Origin of the sequence: Thermohalobacter berrensis (genome assembly GCF_003609645.1) — a bacterium.
GTDB classification, from domain to species: domain Bacteria; phylum Bacillota; class Clostridia; order Tissierellales; family Thermohalobacteraceae; genus Thermohalobacter; species Thermohalobacter berrensis.
Window position 1 is genome coordinate 1 of record NZ_MCIB01000016.1, and the last position, 21413, is coordinate 21413.

19 protein-coding genes, 1 pseudogene and 1 riboswitch are annotated in these 21413 nt (G+C 31.2%); of the genes and pseudogenes, 19 read left to right on the plus strand and 1 reads right to left on the minus strand.

Features of this window, described 5'->3' with window-relative positions; genetic code table 11:
- The 19 genes and pseudogenes from BET03_RS08115 to BET03_RS08200 form a co-directional block, all read left to right on the plus strand.
- On the plus strand, positions 1-1198 hold a 1198-nt coding region (locus BET03_RS08115; RefSeq protein ID WP_120169180.1), incomplete at its 5' end, for an NADH-ubiquinone oxidoreductase-F iron-sulfur binding region domain-containing protein.
- A gap of 22 nt (positions 1199-1220) precedes the next feature.
- Positions 1221-2966, plus strand: coding sequence for an NADH-dependent [FeFe] hydrogenase, group A6 (locus BET03_RS08120; protein WP_120169182.1), 1746 nt, complete (start codon positions 1221-1223; stop codon positions 2964-2966).
- Positions 2967-2989: 23 nt separating this feature from the next.
- Positions 2990-5665 (plus strand): formate dehydrogenase subunit alpha, encoded by a 2676-nt coding sequence (fdhF, locus tag BET03_RS08125; protein WP_120169184.1) that lies wholly within the window; start codon positions 2990-2992, stop codon positions 5663-5665.
- 10 nt (positions 5666-5675) lie between these two features.
- Positions 5676-6164 (plus strand): MogA/MoaB family molybdenum cofactor biosynthesis protein, encoded by a 489-nt coding sequence (locus BET03_RS08130; protein ID WP_120169186.1) that lies wholly within the window; start codon positions 5676-5678, stop codon positions 6162-6164.
- 10 nt (positions 6165-6174) lie between these two features.
- Positions 6175-6774: a molybdenum cofactor guanylyltransferase gene (locus BET03_RS08135; RefSeq protein WP_120169188.1), complete on the plus strand. Its 600-nt coding sequence runs from the start codon at positions 6175-6177 to the stop codon at positions 6772-6774.
- A gap of 85 nt (positions 6775-6859) precedes the next feature.
- Positions 6860-7642 carry a formate dehydrogenase accessory sulfurtransferase FdhD gene (gene fdhD / locus BET03_RS08140; protein WP_183108790.1) on the plus strand — a complete coding sequence of 261 codons (783 nt, stop codon included), beginning with the start codon at positions 6860-6862 and terminating at the stop codon, positions 7640-7642.
- Positions 7611-7732: riboswitch (molybdenum cofactor riboswitch) on the plus strand. It overlaps the preceding gene by 32 nt.
- Before the next feature lie 112 nt (positions 7733-7844).
- On the plus strand, positions 7845-8684 hold the full coding sequence (locus BET03_RS08145; protein WP_120169190.1) for an ABC transporter substrate-binding protein: 840 nt from the start codon (positions 7845-7847) through the stop codon (positions 8682-8684).
- A gap of 210 nt (positions 8685-8894) precedes the next feature.
- Positions 8895-9587, plus strand: a complete 693-nt coding sequence (locus BET03_RS08150; protein WP_120169192.1) for an ABC transporter permease — start codon at positions 8895-8897, stop codon at positions 9585-9587.
- Positions 9587-10234: an ABC transporter ATP-binding protein gene (locus BET03_RS08155; RefSeq protein ID WP_120169194.1), complete on the plus strand. Its 648-nt coding sequence runs from the start codon at positions 9587-9589 to the stop codon at positions 10232-10234. Before BET03_RS08150 ends, BET03_RS08155 begins: the two co-directional genes overlap by 1 nt.
- Complete coding sequence (locus BET03_RS08160; RefSeq protein WP_120169196.1) at positions 10221-11447, plus strand: molybdopterin molybdotransferase MoeA; 1227 nt, start codon at positions 10221-10223, stop codon at positions 11445-11447. The genes BET03_RS08155 and BET03_RS08160 overlap by 14 nt, the downstream gene beginning before the upstream one ends.
- A 27-nt stretch (positions 11448-11474) precedes the next feature.
- On the plus strand, positions 11475-13373 hold the full coding sequence (locus tag BET03_RS08165) for a molybdopterin biosynthesis protein (RefSeq protein ID WP_120169198.1): 1899 nt from the start codon (positions 11475-11477) through the stop codon (positions 13371-13373).
- 22 nt (positions 13374-13395) lie between these two features.
- Positions 13396-14349 (plus strand): GTP 3',8-cyclase MoaA, encoded by a 954-nt coding sequence (gene moaA / locus BET03_RS08170; RefSeq protein WP_120169200.1) that lies wholly within the window; start codon positions 13396-13398, stop codon positions 14347-14349.
- A gap of 2 nt (positions 14350-14351) precedes the next feature.
- Positions 14352-14801 (plus strand): annotated as a pseudogene (moaC, locus tag BET03_RS13740) (cyclic pyranopterin monophosphate synthase MoaC); the annotation flags it as partial.
- A 21-nt stretch (positions 14802-14822) separates the two neighbouring features.
- Complete coding sequence (locus BET03_RS13745) at positions 14823-15275, plus strand: MOSC domain-containing protein (protein WP_207666053.1); 453 nt, start codon at positions 14823-14825, stop codon at positions 15273-15275.
- An 89-nt stretch (positions 15276-15364) separates the two neighbouring features.
- Positions 15365-15907 carry a beta-class carbonic anhydrase gene (locus BET03_RS08180; protein WP_120169204.1) on the plus strand — a complete coding sequence of 181 codons (543 nt, stop codon included), beginning with the start codon at positions 15365-15367 and terminating at the stop codon, positions 15905-15907.
- 438 nt (positions 15908-16345) lie between these two features.
- Positions 16346-18016 (plus strand): PucR family transcriptional regulator, encoded by a 1671-nt coding sequence (locus BET03_RS08185; protein WP_243096894.1) that lies wholly within the window; start codon positions 16346-16348, stop codon positions 18014-18016.
- A gap of 15 nt (positions 18017-18031) precedes the next feature.
- Positions 18032-18838, plus strand: a complete 807-nt coding sequence (locus BET03_RS08190; protein ID WP_120169206.1) for a DUF166 domain-containing protein — start codon at positions 18032-18034, stop codon at positions 18836-18838.
- Between the two features lie 78 nt (positions 18839-18916).
- Positions 18917-20218 (plus strand): hypothetical protein, encoded by a 1302-nt coding sequence (locus BET03_RS08195; protein WP_183108791.1) that lies wholly within the window; start codon positions 18917-18919, stop codon positions 20216-20218.
- A 21-nt stretch (positions 20219-20239) separates the two neighbouring features.
- Complete coding sequence (locus tag BET03_RS08200) at positions 20240-20593, plus strand: hypothetical protein (RefSeq protein WP_120169210.1); 354 nt, start codon at positions 20240-20242, stop codon at positions 20591-20593.
- A gap of 72 nt (positions 20594-20665) precedes the next feature.
- Here BET03_RS08200 and BET03_RS08205 read toward each other — a convergent pair whose 3' ends face one another.
- Positions 20666-21358, minus strand: coding sequence for a cyclase family protein (locus tag BET03_RS08205; protein WP_120169212.1), 693 nt, complete (start codon positions 21356-21358; stop codon positions 20666-20668).
- Positions 21359-21413: the final 55 nt, after the last annotated feature.

Consider the following 21413-nt stretch of genomic DNA (forward strand, 5'->3'; position numbering starts at 1 on the left):
CCCAGGAGCATTCATGGATAGATCAATCCTAGAAGGAGACCCTCATTCAGTAATAGAGGCAATGGCGATAGCCGGATATGCAGTAGGAGCAAACCAAGGATATGTATATATAAGAGCAGAGTATCCAATAGCAGTACAAAGATTACAAAAGGCTATAGACCAAGCAAAAGAGAAGGGATTATTAGGAGAAAACATCTTTGGTACAGATTTTAGTTTTGACCTTGAAATAAGACTAGGAGCAGGAGCTTTCGTATGTGGTGAAGAAACTGCCCTAATAGCATCAATAGAAGGCGAAAGAGGAATGCCGAGAAACAAGCCACCATATCCAGCAAACAAAGGGTTATGGCAAAAACCAACACTAATAAACAATGTTGAGACATATGCCAATGTTCCAAGTATAGTTCTAAAAGGAGCAGAATGGTTTAAAGGTATAGGAACAGAAAAATCACCAGGAACAAAGGTATTTGCTCTAGGTGGAAAGATAAACAATACAGGATTAATAGAAATACCAATGGGAACAACATTAAGAGAAGTAATCTACGAAGTAGGTGGAGGAATACCAAAGGGAAAAGAATTTAAGGCAGTACAAACAGGTGGACCATCAGGAGGATGTATACCAGCAGAACATATAGACACACCAATAGACTTTGATTCATTAACAGAGCTTGGGTCAATGATGGGTTCAGGTGGAATGATAGTGTTAGATGAGGATACATGTATGGTTGATATAGCAAGATTCTTCCTAGACTTCACAGTTGAGGAGTCATGTGGTAAATGTACTCCTTGCCGTGAAGGTACAAAACGAATGCTAGAGTTACTGGAGAAGATAACATCGGGAAAAGGTGAACCTGAAGATATAGATAAACTAGAAAGATTAGCCCATACAATTAAAAACACAGCATTATGTGGACTAGGACAAACTGCACCAAACCCAGTATTATCAACATTAAAATACTTCAGAAATGAATATGAAGCACACGTAAATGAAAAAAGATGTCCGGCAGGAAGCTGTAAAGAATTACTTTCATTCTTTATCGAAGAAGACAAATGTAAAGGATGCACACTATGTGCTAAGGCTTGTCCTGCAGATGCAATAAGTGGAGAGAGAAAAGAAGCACATACTATTGACCAAGATAAGTGTGTAAAATGTGGTGCTTGTGTAGAAAAATGTCCATTTAATGCAATTGTAAGGAAGTAACAAAATAAGGGGGGATAACAGATTGAGTAATGTTACGTTAACTATAGATGGCCAAAGGGTAACAGTACCAGAAAATTATACGGTACTTGAAGCTGCAAGAAGTGCAGGAATTAATATACCAACACTTTGTTATCTAAAGGAAATAAATGAAGTAGGTGCATGCAGAGTTTGTGTTGTAGAAGTTGAGGGAGCTAGAACTTTACAAGCTTCTTGTGTACTTCAAGTAGAAGATGGAATGGTAGTAAAGACTAATACTAAAAAGGTTAGAGAAGCTAGAAAAGCAGTTGTTGAGCTAATGCTTTCATCCCATGATAGAAAATGTTTAACATGTGAGCGTAATAATAAATGTGAGTTACAAAACCTAGCAAATGAATTTAATATAAAGGAAATATCCTTTGAAGGAAAAATGAAAGTAGAAACTGTTGATATGAAATCCACTTCAATAGTAAGAGACCCTAATAAGTGTGTACTTTGTGGAAGATGTGTAAGTGTATGTAATAGAGTACAGAATATTGGTGTATTAGGATTTGCCAATAGAGGTTTTGAAACAAAAGTAGGACCAGTGGCGGAAAAAAGTATTAGTGAGGTTCCTTGTATTAATTGTGGTCAGTGTATTACTGCCTGTCCAGTAGGAGCCCTACGAGAAAAGGAATCTATAGATTATGTTTGGGATGCAATTGAAGATTCAAATAAGCATGTTGTAGTTCAAACAGCCCCTGCTATAAGGGCAGCATTAGGTGAAGAATTCGGACTTCCAATGGGAACAAGGGTAACAGGGAAAATGGTAGCTGCATTAAAAAGACTAGGATTTGATAAAGTATTTGATACTGATTTTGCCGCTGACTTAACAATAATGGAAGAGGGACATGAGTTTTTAGAGAGATTAAAAAACGGTGAAAAACTCCCAATGTTTACGTCATGTTGTCCAGGATGGATTAAATATTGTGAACATTACCACCCAGATTTATTAGATAATATTTCTACTTGCAAATCTCCTCAAGAAATGATGGGTGCAGTCATAAAGTCATATTATGCTAAAAAGAATGGAATAGATCCTAAAGATATATATGTAGTATCAGTAATGCCATGTACAGCCAAGAAATTTGAATCACAAAGAGAAGAACTTCAATCTACTGGATACGCAGATGTTGATATTGTACTAACAACAAGGGAATTAGCTAAAATGGTTAAACAAACCATAAATGATTTTACCAGCTTACCTGAAGAGGATTTTGATGAAGTCCTAGGAGAATCAACAGGGGCATCAGTTATATTTGGTGTAACAGGTGGGGTAATGGAGGCAGCATTAAGGACTGTATATGAAGTAGCTACTGGTAAGAAATTAAAAAAATTAGAATTTGAAAATATTAGGGGAATGGAAGGAATAAAAGAGGCTTTAGTAGAAATAAATGGAAAAGAGATTAAAGTAGCTGTCGTTCATAGTATTGGTCAAGCAAATAAGTTAATAGAAAAGATTAAGGCTGGAGAGAAGTTTTACCATTTTGTAGAGGTAATGGCATGTTCAGGGGGATGTATTACTGGTGGAGGACAGCCATATGTTAATGATAAAATAAAACTAAGTAAAGATATAAGAAAGGAAAGGGCAAAGGCACTATATAATGAAGATAAGGCAAAGAAAATTAGAAAATCCCATGAAAATCCAATGATTAATAAAATTTATGATGAATACTTCGACAAACCAAATAGTCATAAATCACATGAACTACTTCACACACATTATAAGAAAAGAGAAAAACATCCTGTATAAAGGGGGATAAAAGGGGGGAAAATATGGTTTCTATCACAATTAACGGGAAAAAAGTAAAAGTGCCTAAAGATTATTCTATACTTGAAGCTTGTAAAGAATTAGGAATAAATATACCTACTTTATGTCATGATGAAAGGTTAGAACCCCATGCTGCTTGTAGAATATGTGTTGTAGAAATAGTAGGTATGGAGAAACTGCCTACATCATGTTCTACTAAAGTAGAGGAAGGTATGGAAATTTATACCCACAGTCAAAAGGTTAGAGAGGCTAGAAAAGAAATTTTAAATCTTCTAATATCTAATCATCCATTAAACTGTCTAATGTGTGATAAATCTGGAGATTGTAAACTTCAGAAATACTGTTATGAATATAATATAAAAGAAGTAGAATATGTGGGAGAAAAAAAGAACTATCCAATTGATGATAGCAATCCTTTTTATATAAGTGACCAAAATAAATGTATTGATTGTGGTAAATGTGTAAGGGTTTGCAGTGAATTACAATGTACTGGTGCTATAAGTTTTTCTGAAAGAGGATTTAATACACATGTTGGAGTACCTTTTGAAATGCCTTTAGAAAAATCTGATTGTGTATCTTGCGGTAATTGTGTATCTGTATGTCCTGTTGGAGCTTTAATCCCAAAAAGAAAAGAAAGATTTATGTATGAAGAAACTAAAAGAGTTAGAACAACCTGTTCATACTGTGGAGTAGGTTGTCAGATGGACTTAATAGTAAAGGATAATAAAATAGTTGAAGTTCATCCTGCCATGGGACCATCTAATAAAGGACTTTTATGCGTAAAAGGAAAATTTGGTTATAAATTTGTAAATCATCCCGATAGACTTAAAAAACCTTTAATAAAGAAAAATGGAAAATTTGTTGAAGCTTCTTGGGAAGAAGCATATAGTTTAATAACTGATAAGATTAATGAAATAAAAGGAAAATATGGTACTGAATCTTTTGCAGGTCTTACATCAGCAAGATGTACTAATGAGGAAAATTACCTGTTTCAAAAGCTTTTTAGAGCAGTTATAGGTAATAATAATGTAGACCATTGTGCACGCCTCTGACACTCCTCAACAGTTGCAGGTCTTGCAACTACGTTAGGAAGCGGTGCTATGACAAATAGTATAGAGGAAGTTTTAGGTGCCGATGTAATTTTTGTTACTGGGTCAAATACAACTGAGAACCACCCAGTAATAGCTGCACAGATGAGACAGGCTATAAAAAGGGGAACCAAGCTTATTGTGGCAGATCCTAGGAAAATAGAGTTAGCTAAAGACGCAGAGGTATTCTTACAAATAAAACCAGGAACAAATGTTGCATTATTTAATGGATTAATGAATGTAATAATTGAAGAAGGTTTACAAGATAAGGAATATATTAAAGAGAGAACTGAAAATTATGAGGACTTAGAAAAGTTAGTTAAGGATTATACACCTGAAAGAGTAGCAGAAATTTGTGGTGTAGATGCTAATGATATTAGAAAGGCAGCAAGACTTTATGCTAAGGCAGATAAAGCTGGTATATTTTATGCAATGGGTATAACTCAGCATAAATCTGGAACACATGGAGTTATGTCTATATCTAATTTAGCACTATTATGTGGGAATATAGGAGTAGAGTCTGGAGGAGTAAACCCATTAAGGGGACAGAATAATGTCCAAGGTGCTTGTGATATGGGGGGACTTCCAGCAGATTATCCAGGATATCAAAAAGTTAATGAGTCTGAGGTTAAGGAAAAATTTGAAAAAGCATGGGGAGTTAACTTATCATCAAAAGTAGGATTAACTATACCAGAAATGATGAAGGCTGCTGAAAAAGGAACTATAAAATTTATGTATATAATGGGAGAAAACCCAATGTTTTCAGATCCTGATATTAATCATGTAAAAAAAGCCTTAGAAAACCTAGATTTTCTTGTTGTGCAAGATATATTTCTGACTGAAACAGCTGAACTTGCAGATGTAGTACTTCCAGCTGCATCCTTTGCAGAAAAGGATGGAACTTTTACAAATACAGAAAGAAGGGTTCAAAGAATTAGAAAAGCTATAGAACCTGTTGGTGAATCAAAGCCAGATTGGGAGATTTTAATGGATATAATGAATAGATTAGGATATAAAAAGAAATATAGTCATCCATCAGAGATAATGGATGAAATAGCTGAGGTAACACCACAGTATGGTGGAATTAATTATGACCGTATAGAAAAAATAGGACTACAATGGCCTTGTCCAACAAAAGACCATCCAGGAACTAAATATCTTCATAAGGGCAAATGTGCAAGGGGCAAAGGATTATTTATGGCAGTAGACCATACAGAAAGTGCTGAACAGCCTGATGCTGATTATCCTTTCATTTTGACTACAGGTAGAATGCTTTACCATTATCATACTAGGACAATGACAGGTAGAGTTGAAGGTCTAAATAAGATATCCTCAGAGTCATATATAGAAATTAATCCTTCAACAGCTAATAAACTAGGATTAAAAGATGGAGATAAGGTTAAGGTAAGTTCGAGACGTGGAGAGATAACTACTAAGGTTAAATTAGTAGATATTATTAATGACAATATTGTTTTTATGCCATTCCACTATGCAGATGGAGCTGTAAACTATCTAACTAATACAGCGTTAGATTCAATAGCTAAAATACCAGAACTAAAGGTATGTGCTGTAAATATTAAAAAGATATCTTGAGGTGAATAGTATGTTTAAAGTTGGGGTAATTACTGCCAGTGATAAGGGATACAAAGGACAAAGGGAAGATTTAAGCGGAAAAGCTATTATAGAAATAATGGAAAAACAGGGGTACAAAGTTGAAAGATATGTAATTCTTCCAGATGATGAAGAAAAACTATATGAAGAGATGGTATACATGTCTGATGAGCTAAAGTTAGACTTAATTCTTACAACAGGGGGAACGGGTTTTAGCCCAAGGGATGTTACTCCAGAGGCCACAAGAAAGGCTGCAGTTAGATTAGCACCCGGAATATCTGAGGCTATAAGGTATTATAGCCTTAAGATTACCCCTAAGGCTATGCTATCAAGGGGAATATCGGGGATAAGAAAAGGAACACTTATAATAAACTTACCAGGAAGTCCTAAAGCTGTGAAAGAATCTTTAGAGTATATAACAGATGCCCTTCACCATGGTTTGGAAATACTTACTGGCCAAGCAGGTGAATGTGCAAGATAGAGGGATGGATATGAAAAAATTTGGTTCAGCAGTTATATTAGCTGGAGGAAAAAGCACAAGAATGGGATTTGATAAGCAACTATTAAAACTAAAGAAGAAAAGACTTATATCTATAATTGTAGAAAAGCTTAATAAGGAGTTTAATGAAATAATAATAGTAACTAACAAATTAGAATATTATAAAGGATTTAGAAATAAGGTTATTACTGATGAAATAAAACAGAAAGGGCCTTTAAGTGGTATACATGCGGGACTTAAGGAAGCAGAAAGTAAGTATGTATATTTTATCGCCTGTGATATGCCAAATATTAATCTTGATTATATAAGGTATATGAAAAAAAGAATTTACAAATTAGATATTGATGCATGTGTTACCAAGTTAGGTGAATGGATAGAGCCATTTAATTCTTTTTATTCAAAGGATATAGTTAAGGATATAGAGTGTTATTTAAAAGATAATAGAAAGGCAATTTATCCTCTATTAAAAGACCTAAAAACTTATTATATAGAAGAAAAAACTGCTAGACAATTTAGCCCAAATTGGAACATGTTTTTAAACTTGAATACTAAAAAGGATCTTAAGAAATATGTAGACTTATTAGATTTTTAATATCTAATATAATTTAAGTCATATGGATTTAATTTTGAGGGGCAATTTTGTCCCTCAAAAATTATATTTAAAGGGACTGATAAACATGAAGGAGACTAAAGAATATGAAATACTAAGAATTAAAGGAGACTCTATAAAAAGGGAAGAGGATTTAGTAATAAAAGAATACCCATTTACCATATATTTAAATGGAGAGGAGCTTGTAACACTTTTATGTACTCCTAAGTCCTTGAAATATTTAGTTATAGGTTTTTTACAGTCAGAAGGTCTAATTGATATAAAAGAAGACTTAAAGGATATAAAAATAGATTATGAAAAGGGTATTGGATATGTTTACACTAAAAGAAAAGATCAATTAGCATTAAAACTTTATAATAAAAGGACAATAACAAGTGGTTGTGGTAAAGGAACTATTTTCTATAATGTAATTGATTCTTTTAAAGCAAAAAAAATAAATAAAATTCCTAAAATAAAAAAGAAGGAAATATTTGGTCTTACAGAGAAATTTAATAAAAAGTCTCAACTTTTTCTAAATACTGGTGGTGTACATAGCTGTGCCTTATGTAGTAAAGATAAGATTATTTTCTTTGAGGAAGATATAGGAAGACATAATGCATTAGATAAGGTTTTAGGTAGGGCTTTGTTAGAGGAAATAGATTTAGAGGACAAAATAATTTTAACTAGTGGGAGGGTATCATCAGAAATACTTATTAAGGTTTTAAAAAGGGGAATACCGATTCTCATTTCTAGATCAGCACCTACCAGTTTAAGCATAGATATAGCTAGAAAATTAAATATCTTATTAATTGGTTTTGCTAGGAGGGAAAAAATGAATATATACTCAAATTTTCCGAGTATAAATTTCTAAGGCTTTTATGCTATGGAATTTATGCCGATAGGGTATAGAAAGAAATTTCTATGCCTCCCGTGTTAGGAAAGGGAAATTTGAGTTGTTGAAGCACTTATAAAAGTGTATATTTCATCAACTCAAACAGTCCTTTCAGGACTGTTTTTTAGTTAATCTACTAATTTACGAAATTTAAAATATTCAAAAACTAAGGGGGATAAAAATGAAAAGAATTTTATCAATTTTACTTGTATCATTACTGATTATTGGGGGATTAGTAGGATGTAGCAATAATAAAGCTCAAAGTGACACAGGTAAAAGAATAATACTTGCTACAACAACTAGTACTAGAGATAGTGGTTTATTAGATTACATATTACCTAATTTCGAAGAAGAAACTGGAATAAAGGTTGATGTCATAGCAGTGGGAACTGGTAAAGCATTAGAGATGGGAAGAAAAGGTGAAGCAGATGCTTTATTAGTTCATGCAAAACCATCAGAAGAGGAATTTGTAAAAGAGGGACATGGATTATATAGAAAAGATGTAATGTATAATGATTTTGTTTTAGTAGGCCCTAAAGAAGATAAGGGAAATCTTAAGGAAAAATCTCCTAGGGATATAGTAAAGGGTTTAAGGCTAATAGCTGAAGGAAATTACAAATTTGTTTCTAGAGGGGATGACTCTGGTACACATAAGAAAGAAAAGGCCCTTTGGGAAGAAGCTAAAGTAAAACCTGAAGGAGAATGGTATCTATCCTCTGGAAGTGGAATGGCTCAAACTCTAAAGATTGCAAGTGAAAAACAAGCCTATACAATTACAGATAGAGCTACATATTTAAACCTAAAGGATAAATTAGACTTAGAAATTATTATAGAAAAGGATGATAGATTATTTAATCAATATGGTGTAATACCTGTAAATCCTGACAAAAATGAGAACATAAACAACAAAGGTGCTGAGAAATTTATAGAATGGCTTCTATCAGAGGAAACTCAGAAACAAATAGGAGAGTATGGTAAAGATAAATTTGGAATGCCCCTATTTGTACCAAATGCTAAATAATTATGAGCTAGGTATTTATAACTAGAGGTATAAATTAATTATAATTTTAAGTATAGATTGTTAAGTAAAAAAACAGTAAAAGACGATTTTAAAAACGGGAGGCATAGAAATTTCTTTCTATAATTTTGTTTCACGTGAAACATTTATATAACATAGTTTTTGGACAAAGGTTAAAAAACTATTGGAGAATGGGAAAAAGGAGTATATTAAATGGATTACATTATAAATGGAATTATTGAAGCTTTAAAACTTTTAGTAAGTTTTAACAGGGAATTGTATGAAATAATATTCTTATCAGTATTTGTTTCCTCTACTGCCACATTAATCTCTTCTATAATCTTCATACCATTGGGATTATATTTAGGAATAAAGAATTTTAAAGGAAAAAAATTGTTTTCAAGATTATTATATACACTCATGAGTATTCCTTCTGTTGTTGTCGGTCTATTGGTGGCTATTTTACTTTCTAGAAGGGGACCTTTAGGTTTTTTAGAACTTTTATATACTCCAACGGCTATGATAATTGCACAGTCTTTACTTGTAACTCCTCTAAGTTTAGGATTATCCTATAATTTATCTAAGAATCGTGGTAAAAAAATAGAAAGGGTAGGAATTACACTAGGGGCTCGAGGTGTAAAGATAATATTCCTATTAATAAGAGAGTTAAAAATTGATTTATTTATAAACCTTGTAACTGTATTTTCTAGAGCAATATCTGAAGTTGGAGCAGTAATGATTGTTGGAGGTAATATTAAGAACCGTACTAGAGTTATAACAACCTCTATTGCTATGTTTAATTCTATGGGAAATTATTCAACGGCAATTGCTTTAGGATTAGTTTTACTTGCAATATCATTTATTATTAACAGTTTAATATATAGCTATCATCAGGAGGATTATTAATGGAAATAAAGATAAAAAATTTAAAGAAGTACTATAATGATAAATTAGTTTTAAAAATAGAAGAGTTGCATATAGAAAAAAGAAAAATTACTGGAATAATAGGTCCTAATGGTGCAGGTAAAACTACCCTTCTTAGAATTATTTCAGGTCTCGATGAGGATTTCTCTGGAAGGATAACCTATGATAATAGTACTTTAAATAATAATATATATGATAATATGACTTTGGTTTTCCAAAAACCCTATTTGTTTAGGAGAAGTGTTTATGATAATATCGCATATCCTTTGAAAATTAGGAAGAAGAATAAGGCTGAAATTGATAAAAGGGTAAGTGAAATGTTAAATAGATTACAAATTTACAACTTAAAGAATGAAAAGGCACATTTACTATCTGGAGGAGAATCTCAAAAAGTTGCATTGGCTAGGGCTTTAATATTTAAACCTAAACTTGTAATGTTAGATGAGCCTACATCAAATATAGATCCTGAATCCATTAAGACAATAGAAAAGGAAATAAAAAATTATAATAGCAATGAAAAAGCAACAATCATTATAATAACCCATAACCTAGAGCAGGCCAAAAGGCTATGTGATAATACTATATATTTAGAAAATGGAAGGGTGAATAGGATAAATGGATTTCTTTAAGGTAGTTTCAATAGAGGAGGCCAGAGAAAAGTTAATTAATAATTTTAAAGATTACAAATTACCTATAGAAGAAGTAGATATATTAGACAGTCTAAATAGAGTTTTAGCAGAGGATATAATATCTAATATAAATGTTCCTGAATTTAATCGTTCTACGGTAGATGGATATGCTATAAAAAGTAGTGATAGTCATGGAGCAAATGAATCAATGCCTAGTTTTTTAAATATAGTAGGAGAAGTAAAAATGGGGGAAAATACAAATATAAAAATAAAATCTGGAGAAGCAGTTTATGTACCTACTGGAGGAATGATACCCGAAGGAGCGGACAGTGTAATCATGATAGAAAACGCAGAAAGACTTGATGAGAATACCATAGCAGTATATAAAGCAATATCACCAGGAGAAAATTTAATATTTAAAGGTGATGATATAAAGAAAGGAGAACTTGTTTTAGAAAAAGGGAAAAGAGTAACAAGTCAAGACATAGGGGCTTTGGCGGCTATTGGTATATCTAAGGTGAAGGTCTATAGAAGGCCAAAATTTTATGTTATTTCCACTGGAGATGAAATAATTGATATTGATGAGGAATTAGAAATAGGGAAAATTAGGGATATAAACGGATACAGTTTATCTGCATTAATAAAGAAAATAGGTGGAGAAGTAGTGGATAAAGTAATAGTTAAAGATGATTTTGATTTACTGAAAGAAGAAATGGAAAAGGCTTTAAGTTTATCAGATATAGTTTTAATATCAGGGGGTAGTTCAGTAGGAGCTAGAGATTATACCTATGATTTGATAAATTCCTTTGATGATATAGGGGTTTTTGTCCATGGGGTATCTATAAAGCCTGGTAAGCCAACTCTTATTGGTAGAGCAAATGGTAAAGCTGTCTTTGGGCTGCCTGGACATCCTGTATCTGCAATAATAGTGTTTAAGGTATTTGTAGAACATTTTATTAAAGAACTTATAGACTACAAAGAAGAAATTAGAAAAACTAAAGCTATTATGGACTTTAATGTACATTCTTCACCAGGTAAAGAAACCTATCAAATGGTTACATTAGAAGAAAGGGATGGAAAATTATATGCCACTCCTATTTTTGGAAAGTCAGGTATGATTACATTATTATCTAAATCTAATGGCTATATAGTTATAAAATCCCATGAAGAAGGGGTTACTAAGGGAGAGGAAAGAGAAGTTTTCTTTTTATAGACTAGATTAATAATTAGGAGGGAGAGGATGAGAAAGGAAGAAAGAAATATATATATATCTAATACTGATGTAGAAAAAGCAAAATCCCTTTATATGGAAAAATTAAATATACAACCTAATGTTGAAGAAATTGATGTATTAGGTTCTATGGATAGGGTGACATATGAGGCAGTATATGCACAAAAATCATCACCATATTATAATGCAGCAGCAATGGATGGAATAGTAGTTAGGGCAGAATGGACTTATGGTGCCACAGAGGTAAATCCTTTAATTTTAGAGGAAGGGAAAGACTTTCAATATATTAACACAGGAAACCCTATACCAAATGATTATGATGCAGTGATTATGATAGAAGATGTTATTGAATTAGGTAGTGGAAAGGTAAAGATTATAAAACCAGCATATCCATGGCAGCATATAAGACTAATTGGTGAAGATATAGTTGCTACAGAAATGATAATACCATCAAAGCATAAAATTAGACCAATTGATTTAGGAGCCCTAATTTCAGGAGGAATAGAAAAAATAAAAGTATATAAAAAACCATTGGTTGGTATTATTCCTACAGGGACAGAACTTGTTGAAAATGTTAAAGAATTAGAAAAGGGTAAGATTTTAGAATCAAACTCAAGGGTATTTGAAGGCCTTACATTTAAATATGGAGGAATACCTAAGAGATATTCTCCAGTATCAGATAAATATAATTTGCTAAAGGAAAGTATTTTAGAAGGAATTGAAGAAAATGATATTTTAATTATAAATGCTGGTTCATCTGCAGGAACTGAAGATTATACAGCAAAGGCCATTAGAGAATTAGGCCAGGTAGTAGTTCATGGAGTTGCTTTAAAGCCTGGGAAGCCTACTATTTTAGGAATTATAAATAATAAGCCAGTTATAGGTGTACCAGGCTATCCGGTATCAGCTTACCTAACCTTTGATACGTTTGTAAAACCACTAATTTATAAGTATACAGGACAAAAAGAGGATACAGATACAATTAAAGCTACCATTTCAAAGAGGATTGTTTCGTCATTAAAACATAAAGAATTAATAAGGGTAACTTTAGGGTATGTACAGAATAGATATATAGCAACTCCTTTAACCCGTGGAGCGGGAGTTACTATGAGTTTAGTAAAAGCAGATGGAATATTAGAAATACCACAAAATAGTGAAGGTATAGAGGCTGGAGAAGAAGTAAAGGTAAAGCTATTAAAATCAAAAGATAAGATTAAAGATACTTTAGTATCCATTGGAAGTCATGATCTTATTATGGATGTTATAGGAGATATGATGAACTTATCATCAGGTCATATCGGAAGTATGGGTGGTATAATGGCCATGAAAAGGGGAGAATGTCATATAGCTCCTGTACATCTATTAGATCCAGAAAGTGGAGAATACAATATTCCATATATAAAAAAATATTTCCCGGGTAAAAGAATAGCTTTAGTAAAGGGAGTAAGAAGATTACAAGGATTTATAGTTCAAAAAGGAAATCCATATAGAGTAAAAAGTTTTAAAGATCTTATAAGAGAAAACGTAGCTTTTGTAAATAGACAGAGGGGATCTGGAACTAGAATGCTTTTAGATTATAATCTAAATAAATTAGGTATAAACTCTAATGAAATTAGAGGATATGAAAGGGAAATGACTACACACATGGCTGTTGCTATGGCAGTAAAGTCAGGGACGGCTACAACAGGATTAGGTATAATGTCTGCAGCAAAGGCAATGGACTTAGAATTTATTCCTGTAGGTTATGAAGATTATGATTTTATAGTACCTTACGAGTTTTTAGAAGATAAAAAGATAAAGGAGTTTGTAGATATACTTAAATCTAAAGAGTTTAAAGATAAGGTAAGTTTATTAGGTGGATATGAGTTTAAGGATACAGGGGAAGTAAAAATAATTAAATCTAATTAACTTTTTTAAAGGCGGCGATATAATGAGAGATTCTTTTGGAAGAATGATTAATTATTTAAGAATATCAGTTACTGATTTATGTAATTTAAGATGTATGTACTGTATGCCGCAAAAGGGGATATGTAAATTAAAGCATAAAAATATACTAAGAATAGAAGAGATAAAAGAGATAGCAAAAACATTTGTTGCTTTAGGTGTAAACAAAATAAGATTAACTGGTGGAGAACCGTTAGCTAGAAGGGGAATGATTAGTCTTATAAAAGATTTAGCAAACTTAGATGGACTAAAAGATTTAGCAATAACAACTAATGGTACTCTTTTAAAAAAGTTTGCAAAGGACTTAAAAAATGCTGGGTTAAAAAGAGTAAATATAAGTTTAGACACACTTAATGATGATAAATATTCTTTTATAACCAGGGGTGGCAAATTAAAAGATGTATTAGAAGGTATACAAGCAGCTAAAAGGGTAGGACTTAGTCCAATAAAGATTAATGTTGTATTAATTAAAGGATTTAATGAAGATGAGATAGAAGATTTTCTTAAATTTACTGAAGATGGTATAGATGTACGGTTTATTGAATTAATGCCAGTAGGAGAGGCCTCTAATTGGGCTTTAGAAAGATTTATATCAAATGAAATTGTACTTAATAAAGTAAAAGATTTAGTTAAAGTCGAAAATATTAATCCTTCTTCTCCAGCAGTTTACTACAGATTAAATAATAATAAAGGAAGAATCGGACTTATAAACCCTATTTCTTGTAAGTTCTGTAATAATTGCAATAAGGTTAGACTTACATCAACAGGTAGCCTAAAATTATGTTTACATTCTAATAGAGAAATAGACTTAAAGGGTCATTTAAGAAAAGGCTCTAATTTAAAGAACATAATAATAAAAGCTATTAAAGAGAAGCCAGAATCACATTATTTAGAAGATGGAACATATATAGAAAAAAATATGTTTCAAATAGGAGGGTAAAAATGGGATTTACACATTTAAATGAGAATGGAAGGGCCCATATGGTAGAAGTCGGGGACAAAAATGATACAAAAAGAACAGCAATTGCAAAAGGAAAAATAAAAATGAAAAAGGGAACCATAAAGAAGATAAAAGAAGGAGTTATTAAAAAAGGGGATGTCCTATCTGTAGCCCAAATAGGAGGTATAATGGGAGCTAAAAAGACTAGTGATATTATACCAATGTGCCATAATATACCTATAACAGGAGCAAATATAAAGTTTAATATTTTAGATGACTGTATTGAAATTGAGGCTGAAGTAAAAACTGTAGGGAAAACTGGTGTTGAAATGGAAGCTTTAAATGCTGTTTCTATTACTGCTTTGACCATTTATGATATGTGTAAATCAGTTGATAAAGATATGATAATTAGTGATATTATGCTTATAAAAAAGACTGGAGGTAAATCTGGAACATACTTGAGGGGGAATAAAATGGCTAAAAAAGGTAAGGTTGTTGCAGTAAATATTAGTGAAAAGAAGGGTGTACCTAAAAAGTCAATAGAGGAAGGTTTTTTTAAGGAAGGCCATGGTTTAGTGGGGGATGCACATGCTGGGAAATGGCATAGGCAAGTAAGTTTATTGGGTGTAGAAAGTGTTGAGAAAATGAAAAAACTAGGTATAAAGGGACTTTGTAGTGGTAAGTTTGCTGAAAATCTTACAACTGAAGGAATATATCTACATGAATTATCTGTTGGTACAAAATTAAAAATTGGAGAAACGATACAAGAAATCAGCCAAATAGGGAAAGAATGTCATTCAGGTTGTGCTATTGCTAAAGAAGTAGGAAAATGTATAATGCCTAAAGAGGGGATATTTACTAGAGTTATTAAGGGTGGAAAAATTAAAGTAGGAGATACAATTGAAGTATTAGAAGATAAAAAATAATAAATATTGGAATTAAATTTATAAAAATATAATGATATAATTAAATAAACTTAAAGATAAAAATATAAATGAACTATGGAGGTAAACTTATGCTTAATGAAATTATTAAGTGGAATAAAGAGTTTGTTAAAAAGAGAAAGGAAAAAGAACTAGATAGGCCAACAAATTCCCATGCTTCAAAAGAGGCCTTAATCTTTACATGTATGGATACAAGATTAATTGGACTAGTAGAAGAAGCAATGGGATTTAAAAGGGGAGAAGTTAAAGTATTAAAGAATGCAGGAAATAGTATTAGAAATAACTGTGATGATGTTATAAGGTCAGTATCTCTAGGAACAATAATGATGGGAATAAAAGAAGTGTTTATAGTAGGACATAAAGATTGTGGTATGGCAAAACAGGATTTAGATGATATTAAAAATAAGATGATTGAGAGGGGTATACCAGAGGAAGAAATAAATAAAATTGATTTAAAGGAATGGACAGGTATTATTGATAATGAAAGTGAAAATGTTAAGGAAGTAGTAAACAAACTTAAAAATTCTCCTTATATTCCTAAAGATGTGAAGATACATGGACTTGTAATTGACCCGAATAGTGGAGAGTTAGAGGTTATTGTAGAAGATGAATAAAATTTAGCATCCGCATTGCGGATGCTTATTTTTATAATAAGATCTATTCATTTCTATTTTCTAAATATTTAACTATGTTAGCTATTTTTTAAACTTATTAATTATATCTTTACACATATTTTTAGCATTTTCCAAATCTTCTCTTACTCCCTTACCATCATTGTTTTCAACTTTAATTAGCATTTAATCTCTTAGATTATGTAATTCAAGATACCTTTTAGCAATACTTTCCAAGTTCCTTTTATTCCTCTATAAATAGTTCAATAGAATCTCTAATTAAAGTTATCTTAATCTTTGTGTATACATAATAAATAATATAAAATAGAAATAGGTTAATTTATAAAAAATTTTAAAAAGTTATAAATAATTACAGGTTACCATAGTAATTATTTATAGAGTATTAATAAATTGTGTTGTGTATTTCAGGGGGGAGTAAGCTTGTTGGGAAGGCAGAATGGTGTCACCATTAAAGATGTTTTAAAAATGAATTGTATGGAAAAATGTAAATTAATTGCAGGTTTTAAAGGAGTAGATAATACTGTATCTAGAGTTAATATTATGGCAGATCCAGATATACTAAATTGGGTCCATGAGGGGGAACTATTACTAACTACTGCATATTCCTTTAGAAAGGATAGTATAGAAATTCAAAAAAAGCTTATTAAAGAATGCTCTAGAAAAGGGCTTGCCGGAATAGGTATTAAAATCCATCCATATTTAAAACGCTTATCTTCAGAAGTAATCGATTTAGCAAATACTCTCAATTTTCCAATTATAGACCTCTATTATGATATTCCTTTCTCAGATATTATGACACCTATTTTTAAAGAAATTTTTAATAAAGAGGCTTTACTGCTTCAAAGACTAGATAGGATTCATGAAGAATTGATGAATGCAATGCTAAGTGGGGCAAGTATAGAAAGTATAGCTAATGTAATACATAAAAACCTAAATAATCCTGTGCTAATTAAGTTAGAATTCCCTAATAAACAAATAATGAAATTTGGTGACTTAGATAAATATATAAAAGAATTGCTTATAAATAATATGAGAAGCTTTTACAATTCTAGTTCTTTTAACTACCACGAAAAAAAATTCACTGAAACTACAGAGTTGATTAGCGGGAAGTATATAAAAAGAGTTATATTACCTATAGTTGTAAAGAACACCATATATGGGCACATATTTTCATGGGCAATAGATACTCCCTTTAGTGGATTTGATTTGTCAATATTAGAAACTGCTTCTACTACAATTGCTTTAGAAATTTTAAAAAAACTTTCAGTAAGTGAAGTTGAAAATAGATACAAATCTGAGTATTTAGAAGATTTAATATCACTGGACAAAAAGAGAAAGAAAAAAGCTTTAGAAAGGGCTTCATTTTTTAATTTAGGATTAGATAATATATATGTTGTTTCTATTATCAATTTGATAAATTCTCATATGGGAAAAGATAAACTATCAACAGATGAAGTTCAACAGACAATATCAGGGATTATTAGAGCTATTAAAGATTTAATGAATAAGCTGGATATTAAAGGGTTTGTATCTAGTAAAACAGATAGCATAAGAATACTCCTATTTGATAGCGATGGGGAACGATTAACTATGAAAATAGGTCAAATCAGACAAAATATAAAAAAAGTACTAGATAACAAAATAACCAATTTAGAATATAGAGCGGGATTTGGTAGACCATACAAAGGTTTGGAAAATGTTTACAAAAGCTATACAGATGCAATTAAAGCAATTCATGCAGGTGAAATTTTAGGGGAAAGCAAAATAACTTCCTTTAATGAATTAGGAATTTATAAACTACTATGTAATGACAATCTAAAGGATGAAATGGAAATATTCTATAATGAGACCTTAAAGATACTAGTAGAATATGATAAAAACAAATCTACAGAATTAGTAAAAACACTAGAATCATATTTTAAATATAATGGTAATCTTAAACAAATGTCTAAAGCTCTTTTTACTCACTATAACACGGTACTATATAGAATACAAAGAATAAAAGAAATTACGGGTATGGATTTAGATAACGCTGAAGATAGGTTAAATTTACAAATAGCCTTAAAAATAAAACCTATTTTAGATGTGTGATTTAGGGGGATATATATGAATATAACAATAATTCATTCTAATAAGAGTCATAAGATGCCTAAAACTGTTTTTGAAATGCAGACAGATACGAAATTTGCCAACAACAAATTTATTCCTCATTTAAAAGACGAGAAAAAAGTATGTAATTTATGTGGTAAAAAATGTTATTGGTGTAGAGGAGAATATAATTTAGATTTTAGCCAAAATATAAAAGAAATTATCAGTTTACCAGATGTATACCCTTTATTTGTGGACAATCCTTTAGATTATTTGCCAGAAAAATTCAAAAAAAGTGATGTTTTTATCCCTCTAGGTATACATGAGGATATTTTAATTGAAATCCCTAGACTAGCTTATGAAAGTGGAGGAAAAGCTCTTATTGTTCCAATCGAGGACTCAAAATGGGTATCAAGATGGGTTAAGGATAAAACCATAGAAGAGTGTAAGAAGTACTCATTAGAATATGCTTTTCCAAAGCCATTTTGTACGTTAAACAAGGGGAAGTCAAAAACAATAAATCAATTTATAGAAATATTTAAAATAGGTAAACCTAGATTTAAATTTTATGTTAATAGTAATGATATTATAGAATGGGCTGAAGTTATTATTTCAGCTCCTTGTGGGAATGGTTATAATATAGCTAAACACTTAACCGGTAGCAAACTAGGCGAAGAAGCAAAAATGCGAGTTGCCAAATATTGGCATAGTTTTCCATGTATGGGTAGTATGGAAGTTGACCCTGAACTTGGTGATACTATTTTACATATTGGTGGATATACACATTACGAAGCTTTAGAAAATGCCGAAATAGTTAGGATATAAAATTTTTAAGTTAAGAAAAAGTAAAAATATTTACCTTATAAAATTTTTATGATATAATATATGCGAGGTGAAAACATTTTGAGCAACAATCAAAATAGTCTAGGAAAGCATTTAAAAAGAGTTAGAAAAGAATTGGGTTTTAAACAGCATGAAATTACTGGTGGAGAAATTACAAGAAATCTTATAAGCCTTATAGAGAATAACAAAACACCTTTAAATGAAAAAACGGCAAAAATACTTGCTGAAAATATGAACAAGCTTTTAAGAAAAAGTAATATAAATATGATAATAGACCCAGAGGATTTACTTAACCCTGAAAGATATTATGCAAAGAAAAAGGTAGACCAATATATCAATCAGTTTGAATCTGCAGCTTCTGATAGGGACAAGGAAGAGAAAATAAAAGAAATTGAAACCTTTTTAATTAACTGGGATATTCCCGATAAGAAGACAGTTGCTTTTGGAAAAATTGGAGATTACTATTATTCTCAAAAAGAATTTTATAAGGCATATATTTACTTTATAAAGGCATTTGAAAATTCTATTAAAATATCAAGGCCTACTGTTATTTGTACTTTAATATTAAAAATAACAAGATGCTGTTTAAAGCTAGAAAAATATGATGAAGCTATTCATTACAGTAAAATTGTTCTCATATATGAAGAAATTATACCAGAAGATTTATTATCTAAAATATTATTTAATACAGCTTTAACTTACTACCATTTAGAGCTATATTCTCATTCTATTGATATAATCAGAAAGGTAGAAGATAAATTAAATAGAATTGATGGGCAAAAGTTATTTGACCTTCTAACCTTAAAAGCAATTTGTTATAAGGAAATGGAAGAATATGAAAAAGGCCTCAACATTCATGAAAAAATACTTACTATTATAGATGATAACTTAATAGAAAAAAAGATTATTGTTCTGGTAAATATTCTTAATACTCTTTATGGAATGAATGATAAGGAAAGAGTATCTGAATGTCTAAATACTATTTTAGAATTTCTAAATAAGTTACCTTCAACGAATGTTTATTTATGTCAGATTTATTATGAGATAGGATGTGCATATAAGTTTTTAGATAGATATAATGAGGCTGAAGAATACTTTGAAAAGTCATTAGAATATGCAGAAAGGAAAAATAATCTAACAATTCAGGCTAAAGCAACTCTAAATCTAATTGATATATATAAAATGTCTAATAATAAAAAGAAAATAGATGTCTTAAAGGAAAAGGTATTTGGGTTGGTAAAAAAAAATCTAATTCAGACTAATGATAATATAATTTTTAAACTAATATTATGTTATAACCAATTAGGTTGTATAGAAAAAAGTAATGAAATAATTAATTTTATTTTAAATAATAAAAATTAAATATATTAAGGGGGATAGTTTATGAAAACAAGTAAAACAGTTTTACTTATTATGTTACTACTTGTAGTTTCTATTTTTAACTTATGTGCAGTGGTACCAGAGCCAAGGAGTGTTGATGTAGCAGCAGTGGTACCAGAGCCATGGAGTGTTGATGTGGCAGCAGTAGTACCAGAGCCATGGAGTGTTGATGTGGCAGCAGTGGTACCAGAGCCATGGAGTGTTGATGTAGCAGCAGTGGTACCAGAACCATGGAGTGTTGATGTGGCAGCAGTGGTACCAGAACCATGGAGTATTGATGTGGCAGCAGTGGTACCAGAACCATGGAGTATTGATGTGGCAGCAGTGGTACCAGAGCCATGGAGTATTGATGTATAATCAATTGTTAACATCACTGCTATTTACATAAATATTTAAGGACCTAGTATTTAAATACTAGGTCCTTTTTGATTATTCCTCGACTAAAGCGACTGCCCTTATAGGTGATCCAGAACCATCCCTAATTTTAAGGGGAAGTCCAATATATAAAAAGCGTTTATTTAAAACCTTATCAAGATTACAAAGATTTTCTGTGTTTGTTATATTGTATTCTCCACATACTAAGTGTCCTGAAAAGTCTAAATCATCAGGATGATCTATTGAAGGAGCGTCTACTCCTATATTAACAACTCCTCTTTCAGCTAACCACTTTGCACCATCATAACTTAGTCCTGTATATGTAGTTTGCCATTTATCTGTACCGAAATTTCTATCATAATGACCTGTATATAAGAGTACTATATCTCCTTTATTTATTTCTTGTTCCGATTTCCTTAAAGCAGTTTCTAAATCTTTTGGTTCAATCATTTTACTTGCAGGTACATTAGATACATCGATACATATAGCACTTCCCCAAAAACATTCCATAGGCATTTTATCAATAGTAGGTCCAGATGGTTTAAATTCCCAAACAGCATCTGAATGTGTTCCACCGTGTTCACTTATAAGTAGATTTCTAGCTGAAAAACCTAAGGTTTTACTTCCTGTCTCCCTCATATTTTCTTTATGGGTCATATTAGTCATTATAAAAGTTTTCTGATGCATTGGGAACACGGACATACCTTCAAAAATTTCTTGAGATAAATCAATTAAGCGAAGCCCCATATGCTCCCCCTCCTTTTTTAAATAGCCTTTCAACATTAACTATATATCTTTATAT